Raw genomic sequence first — 5,650 nt, 5'->3', positions numbered from 1 at the left:
GCTCATCAAATGGGTGATCATTCCCATGGCCGCCATGCTCTGGGTCCATAACCAGAAGATCGGCGCCCATGAGAAAGACGTGCTGCGCATCATGACGCTGCTGTCTGAGCGCAAGGACCAGCGCGACGAGGATCGCGCCGAGCTGAAGGAGGCCCTGCGCGATCTGCGCGCCGCCATCCTGCGCCTCGACCAGCGGCTGGCCGATTTTACCCTCGCGCAAGGCGCAGCCGGGCGCACCGACAGCACCAGCTCGAGCCGCCGCGGCGAAGACTGAAGACCGGCAAGGCCTGACCGCGCTGCGCGCCAGGAGCTGAGGCATCCAGGCCCAGCGCGCAGCGCAGGGGCGCGGCACCCGTACAGACCCCGTCACCCCACCCGTGCCCGTCGCGCCCGCGGCGGGTTGTTTTCTTATGCACGAGAGGACCATCCCCATGGCAGACCCCATTCGCACCTATCAGCATTTCCGGGAGGTGCCCGATACCCTCTGGCGCTGGCCGAACTTCTCGCCCGCCGAGATCGCCTGCCGCGGCACCGGGCAGCTCAAGCTGCATCCGGAGGCGCTCGACAGGCTGCAGGCGCTGCGCGACCGGCTGGACAAGCCGCTGATCGTCCGCTCCGCCTATCGCTCGCCCGAGCACAATCGCGCTGTCGGCGGGGCGCCGCGTTCGAAGCACATGGAGGGCACGGCGTTCGACATCGCCATGAGCAATCACGATCCCGCTGCCTTCGAGGCGGCGGCGCGGGAGGTGGGGTTTCTGGGGTTCGGTTTCTATCCGCGCTCGGGCTTCATGCATATCGATCTGGGGCCCGCGCGGGTCTGGGGGGAGCCGTTTCCGGTGCGGGCGGTTCCGTTCGCAGCTGAGGCCCCGCCGGCGCGGGAAGTGCTGGCCGAAAGCAGGACGCTGAAAGGCACCGGCGCGGCGGGTGTGGCGACGGTGGGGGCTGCCGGGGTCGAGGTCGCGCAAGACTTGCTGGCCGAGGCGCAGGGGGCAGTCCTGCCGCTGGTGCCTTACCTCGACACGCTCCGCTGGCTGTTCATCGCGCTGGCGCTTGCGGGCATCGCCGTGGCGATCTGGGCGCGGCTCGACGACTGGAAGCGAGGGCTGCGGTGATGTGGGCGAGCCTTCTGGCGGGGGTGCTGGCCCGGCCTTGGGCGCGGCGGGTGGTGGGGGTGGCCCTCGTTGCACTCACCATCACGCTGTTTCTGATCAACCTTCGTCGCACGGGGGAGCGCGCGGGGCGCTCCGCCGAGCGGCTGGAAACTCTGGAGAGGATGAATGACATACAGCGCAGGATGCTGGAAGCCGCCAGTCGCCGTCCTCGTAGCCGCGACGATCTTCTTGACCGGTTGCGCAGGGGTGGGTTTTGAGGGTGGGAGCGGCGTCTGCCCGCCTGTGGTGGAGTACAGCAGGGCCGAGCAGGCCAGGATGGCGGAGGACGTGGCCGCGTTGCCGGAGGGGGCGCTGATCGTTGGCTGGCTCGCGGATTATGCCGTGCTGCGCGACCAGGCGCGGGCTTGCAGGTGAGTGACGGGCCGGGCCAGATCGAGGAGGCACCAGATACCTCGACCAGAACACTACGCCCGGCCCGTTTCACGGGTTTACTGTTTCAAAGAGCGGCAGGGGTCTGCAGTAGGTACAGAATGCCAGGTCGGAGCGCATCTGTCGCGCGCGCAAATGGGCACAATTGTGCACTCCGCGCCCGACAGGCTGCAGGCGCTGCGCGACCGCTTGGGCAAGCCGCTGATCATTCGCTCGGCGTATCGCTCGCGCGCGCATAACCGGGTCGTGGGCGGCGTACCGCGCTTCAAGCACATGGAGGGCACGGCGTTCGACATCGCCATGTCGAATCATGATCCGGTGGCGTTCGAGGCGGCGGCGCGGGAGGTCGGGTTTCTGGGGTTCGGCTTCTATCCGCGCTCAGGCTTCATGCATATCGATCTCGGGCGCGCGCGGGTCTGGGGGGAGCGGTTTCCGCCTCGGGCCACTGCTTTTGCCGCCGAGGCCCCGCCGGCGCGCGAGGTGCTGGCGCAGAGCCGGACGCTCAAAGGCACTGGGGCGGCCGGGGTTGCCACCGTTGGCGCCGCCGGGGTCGAGGGCGTGAGAGAGGTGCTGGCGGAAGCGCAGGGCGCGGTCCTGCCGCTGGTGCCCTATCTCGATACGCTCCGCTGGGTGTTCATCGCCGTGGCGTTCGTTGGCATCGCCGTCACTATCTATGCCCGCCTTGATGACTGGCGCCGAGTGCAGAGATGATCGCCAGCATTCTCGGCGGGATCGCCGCCACCCCATGGGTGAGGGCCGCGCTGCGCTACGGTGCAATCGCGCTCGCCATCGTTCTGTTCCTGCTGTCGATCCGCCGCTCCGGCGAGCGCGTCGGCCGCCTGGCGGAACGTCTTAGAACCAGGGAGAAGACCAATGACGTTCAACGCCGGATGCTGGAGGCGGCGGCTCGCCGTCCTCGTAATCGCGACGAGCTGGTTGACCGGCTGCGCAACGGCGGGTTTTGAAACAGTTGGCGTGGCAGTATGTCCGCCGGTGGTGGAGTATAGCAGGGAGTTTCAGGCGCGGGCGGCCGTAGAATTGGCGATGCTACCGGACGGATCGGCCATCGTTGAGATGATGGGTGACTATGCGGTGATGCGGGAGCAGGCGCGGGCATGTGGAGATTTGTGATGTGTGCTGTGCTGGCGACGGTAGCGGGTGATGCTCCGGTTCCGGCGCATGCGAAGTTTACAGAAGTTCGCATCCGTCCACGCCTCCGTCACCAACCATTTCAACAGCGAGCGTAGCCTCTCCAGCCGACCCCTCTTTAAGCAGAACCGCGCCGCCGCTCTCGCCGAGTGGCGCGGTCTCTGCGTGGGATAAGGGACAGCGTCACTGTCCTTGCTGAGACGAGTTCGAATTGGTCTGACACCACCCTCGGGACGCCACCTGCAAACCGGCGCAGGAGTGCTGATCTGGATCAGCGGCGGCGTGATCCGGACGACGGTATTTTTGGCGCAGCGGGATGGGCAACGCGTATGTCTGCGGTGTCTCGGGCGCTGAACAGCTTTCCGGAGAAGTCTGCCTTCAAGCAAGCTTTTCGCGAGTGAAGACAAGATCCCGCTTAGGCGCCGGTGTGTTTCACAGCTTTGCCCGTAACTTTCTCGCCGGGTCTTCGCCCAAGATCATTTTCGCGACCGCGTGCTGATCCGAGTTAGCCGTGGGGAGCTTACTTTGCTGTCAGATGGCGATCGGCGCTCACGGTCGTGTGGCTCAGTCCGCAACAGCAAAGGGAATCACTCAATGACACTCAAAGGGAAAGTGGCGCTTGTGACCGGTGCGGCGCAAGGGATCGGGCGTGGCATAGCCTTGCGTCTGGCAAAAGACGGCGCCGATATCGCCATTGTCGACATCAATACAGACAAGATGGTCGATGTCGCCGCCGAGATCGAAGATCTTGGCCGCAAGGCCACAACATTTAAGGCCGACGTCAGCAACCGTGCCGAGGTCCATGCTGCGGTCGATCATGCCGAAAAGACGCTTGGCGGGTTCGACATCATGGTCAACAACGCCGGTATCGCTCAGGTCGATCCGATCGCGGATGTCACACCCGAGGATGTGGACCTGATCCTGAAAATCAACATCCAGGGTGTTCTCTGGGGAATTCAGGCGGCGGCTGCAAAATTCAAAGCCTTGGGTCACAACGGCAAGATCATCAATGCGTCTTCGATTGCCGGTCATGATGGCTTTGAGATGCTGGGTGTCTATTCGGCGACAAAATTCGCGGTGCGCGCGCTGACACAGGCCGCGGCCAAGGAATATGCCAGCGACGGCATCACCGTGAATGCCTATTGTCCCGGTATCGTCGGGACAGACATGTGGGTCGAGATCGACAAGCGGTTTTCCGAGATGACTGGTGCGCCCATCGGTGAGACTTACGACAAATACGTGGGCGGCATTGCCTTGGGGCGCGCACAGACCCCGGATGACGTGGCCGCACTGGTCTCATACCTCGCTGGCCCGGATTCCGACTACATAACAGGACAGGCGATCATCACCGACGGCGGGATCGTCTATCGCTGATCCCGCGGACAGGGAGGCCCGATTGACACAAGTTTTACGCCTTTGTAATCACTCCGACTTCGTGTCCTTTTCATCGGCCTTCTTGACGCGGGTTTTTCCGGCAGGACGTTCGTTTGCTCGTTTCAACTCATCCTGCGTGCCGATGTCGCGCGGCAAACGTCCACCTGAACGTCCTGCCTGAGATATGGTGCCTTTAGCGCCTAGGGCGTGATCGGAGTTGTCGGGTTTTTGGGTTTTGTCGCGTGTCATTGGATTACCTCTTTCTTCTCATGTTACGAAATGGTCGACGACAGCGACGATCCAGCCTGCTGCAGCGCCTTGTTCGGCGACCTGCCAAAGCCTGTGCCGCACGGGGAAGGATCGTTCGCTACCGCTGGATAACGGGTCGTCGCCCTGTCAGCGCGTTTTTTTCGTCTCGGGCGCAGGCGGGGTTTCGACCCCTGCGGTCTTCTCGTCAGAATCGGTCGTATCGCGCGGCTCGGGCCCACCCCAGCGCGGAATTGTCAGCTTGTTGTCAAGCTGCCGTCCCGGGAGCCGTCTGGCGCCCGGCGTGTCGAAGGCATCTGTGCCAAGGCCCAGACCTGTACCGGCATCGGTGTCACCAGAAGACCCGCCCAGATCAAAGCCGGGCCTGTCGGTCCCTTGGCCGAGGTCGTTGGCCGAGGGGGATACGTCTTGCGCTTGGGTCTTTGCGGTCGACTTTGCCACATCATCGGTCTCTGGGGAGGATATTGATGACTTGGATGGCTTTTGATCTTTCTTCATGTCCCTGATCCTTTGGATATCGCTTGGGGCGTGGTTTGCCGTCGTGCGGGGAGCGATCCGATGGATTCGCAAAAGTGCCCGGTTCCTTGCCAGCCCGAGTGTCCACCACAGCCCGAAACCGTTTGCGTGGGCCAAGTGAGCATTCAGAAGCCACCGTCATCATATGGAGTCTAAGTCAGCTGGGCCGCCGATGTGCTAATCCAGATCAGCGGGCAGGACATGATCATCATGGATGAGGTTCTCCGTCTGCAATGCGCCGGGTCTGAGACGGCCCTCCGCCCATCGGCCGGTTCCGCCCTCGTCGAGAGCGCTGCCGGAGCGAATGCGCACAAGGCGTCATGATCGAAATCAGTGCCACGCCACGGCCAAGTGCTACCCTGAGAGCCCAACGAACAGGAGATACCTATGGCCGCGCTGCCCTTTAACGCTACCCGGATCGAAGAACTGGTACTGCGGTTCAACGCCGTTATGGCAAAGGAAGGGACCGATATCTCCGACCTTGGCGGGAATGCCACGGACGACGTGGTGACCGCGACCCTGCAGGAAACCGAGGGCGATCTGAGCCGCAACGAGATCACCCAAGAAATCGAAAGCATGAACGACGAACAGCAGGGCGCGCTCGTCGCGCTGTTCTGGATCGGCCGCGGCGATGCGGAACCCGCAGCCTGGGAGCAGACCAAGGCCCTCGCGCGACAACAGCACGAGGGGCTGGTAAGCCGTTATCTTCTAGGCAGGCCAATGGTGGGTGAGTACCTGACCGTGTCTGAAGTCAGCGCCCATGGGACAATTTAGGCATATTGCGGAACGGAGGGTTTCTGGCT

At 63.4% G+C, this 5,650-nt stretch carries 10 protein-coding genes and 1 pseudogene; 9 read left to right on the top strand and 2 right to left on the bottom strand.

Features of this window, described 5'->3' with window-relative positions; genetic code table 11:
• From DQ229_RS16445 to DQ229_RS02390, 8 genes and pseudogenes are all read left to right on the top strand, one after another.
• On the top strand, positions 1–274 hold a 274-nt coding region (locus DQ229_RS16445; protein WP_238380932.1), incomplete at its 5' end, for a hypothetical protein.
• Positions 275–431: 157 nt separating this feature from the next.
• Positions 432–1,112 carry a YcbK family protein gene (locus tag DQ229_RS02420; protein ID WP_114964688.1) on the top strand — a complete coding sequence of 227 codons (681 nt, stop codon included), beginning with the start codon at positions 432–434 and terminating at the stop codon, positions 1,110–1,112.
• Positions 1,112–1,369 (top strand): hypothetical protein, encoded by a 258-nt coding sequence (locus tag DQ229_RS02415; protein WP_114964687.1) that lies wholly within the window; start codon positions 1,112–1,114, stop codon positions 1,367–1,369. The genes DQ229_RS02420 and DQ229_RS02415 overlap by 1 nt, the downstream gene beginning before the upstream one ends.
• Positions 1,370–1,397: 28 nt before the next feature.
• A complete protein-coding gene (locus tag DQ229_RS16945; RefSeq protein ID WP_338014139.1) occupies positions 1,398–1,526 on the top strand; it encodes a hypothetical protein in 129 nt (42 codons plus the stop codon).
• A gap of 150 nt (positions 1,527–1,676) precedes the next feature.
• Positions 1,677–2,252: a YcbK family protein gene (locus DQ229_RS02410; RefSeq protein ID WP_114964686.1), complete on the top strand. Its 576-nt coding sequence runs from the start codon at positions 1,677–1,679 to the stop codon at positions 2,250–2,252.
• Positions 2,249–2,506 carry a hypothetical protein gene (locus DQ229_RS02405; protein WP_114964685.1) on the top strand — a complete coding sequence of 86 codons (258 nt, stop codon included), beginning with the start codon at positions 2,249–2,251 and terminating at the stop codon, positions 2,504–2,506. The genes DQ229_RS02410 and DQ229_RS02405 overlap by 4 nt, the downstream gene beginning before the upstream one ends.
• A 190-nt stretch (positions 2,507–2,696) precedes the next feature.
• A pseudogene (locus tag DQ229_RS16705) lies at positions 2,697–2,864 on the top strand (IS6 family transposase); the annotation flags it as partial.
• Between the two features lie 318 nt (positions 2,865–3,182).
• On the top strand, positions 3,183–4,064 hold the full coding sequence (locus tag DQ229_RS02390) for an acetoin reductase (protein WP_238380931.1): 882 nt from the start codon (positions 3,183–3,185) through the stop codon (positions 4,062–4,064).
• Between the two features lie 48 nt (positions 4,065–4,112).
• On the opposite strand, the gene DQ229_RS02385 is transcribed toward DQ229_RS02390, so the two are convergent.
• Positions 4,113–4,313 (bottom strand): hypothetical protein, encoded by a 201-nt coding sequence (locus DQ229_RS02385; RefSeq protein WP_114964682.1) that lies wholly within the window; start codon positions 4,311–4,313, stop codon positions 4,113–4,115.
• Between the two features lie 147 nt (positions 4,314–4,460).
• Positions 4,461–4,829: a hypothetical protein gene (locus DQ229_RS02380; RefSeq protein ID WP_155326421.1), complete on the bottom strand. Its 369-nt coding sequence runs from the start codon at positions 4,827–4,829 to the stop codon at positions 4,461–4,463.
• 405 nt (positions 4,830–5,234) lie between these two features.
• Here DQ229_RS02380 and DQ229_RS02375 point away from each other — a divergent pair, with 405 nt between their 5' ends.
• Positions 5,235–5,621 (top strand): DUF3775 domain-containing protein, encoded by a 387-nt coding sequence (locus DQ229_RS02375; protein ID WP_114964680.1) that lies wholly within the window; start codon positions 5,235–5,237, stop codon positions 5,619–5,621.
• Positions 5,622–5,650 lie beyond the last annotated feature (29 nt).

It is taken from the genome of Alkalilacustris brevis, assembly GCF_003350345.1.
In the GTDB taxonomy this organism is placed as follows: domain Bacteria; phylum Pseudomonadota; class Alphaproteobacteria; order Rhodobacterales; family Rhodobacteraceae; genus Alkalilacustris; species Alkalilacustris brevis.
Note: the sequence above shows the minus strand (reverse complement) of the source record. Positions and strands in the feature narration are given on the sequence as shown.

What these genes read in the sequence shown, in the direction of transcription:
- DQ229_RS02420 (WP_114964688.1), top strand. Translation starts at nt 432, where the DNA reads ATGGCAGACCCCATTCGCACCTATCAGCATTTCCGGGAGGTGCCCGAT.
- DQ229_RS02415 (WP_114964687.1), top strand. Translation starts at nt 1,112, where the DNA reads ATGTGGGCGAGCCTTCTGGCGGGGGTGCTGGCCCGGCCTTGGGCGCGG.
- DQ229_RS02410 (WP_114964686.1), top strand. Translation starts at nt 1,677, where the DNA reads ATGGGCACAATTGTGCACTCCGCGCCCGACAGGCTGCAGGCGCTGCGC.
- DQ229_RS02405 (WP_114964685.1), top strand. Translation starts at nt 2,249, where the DNA reads ATGATCGCCAGCATTCTCGGCGGGATCGCCGCCACCCCATGGGTGAGG.
- DQ229_RS02385 (WP_114964682.1), bottom strand. Translation starts at nt 4,313, where the DNA reads ATGACACGCGACAAAACCCAAAAACCCGACAACTCCGATCACGCCCTA.
- DQ229_RS02380 (WP_155326421.1), bottom strand. Translation starts at nt 4,829, where the DNA reads ATGAAGAAAGATCAAAAGCCATCCAAGTCATCAATATCCTCCCCAGAG.
- DQ229_RS02375 (WP_114964680.1), top strand. Translation starts at nt 5,235, where the DNA reads ATGGCCGCGCTGCCCTTTAACGCTACCCGGATCGAAGAACTGGTACTG.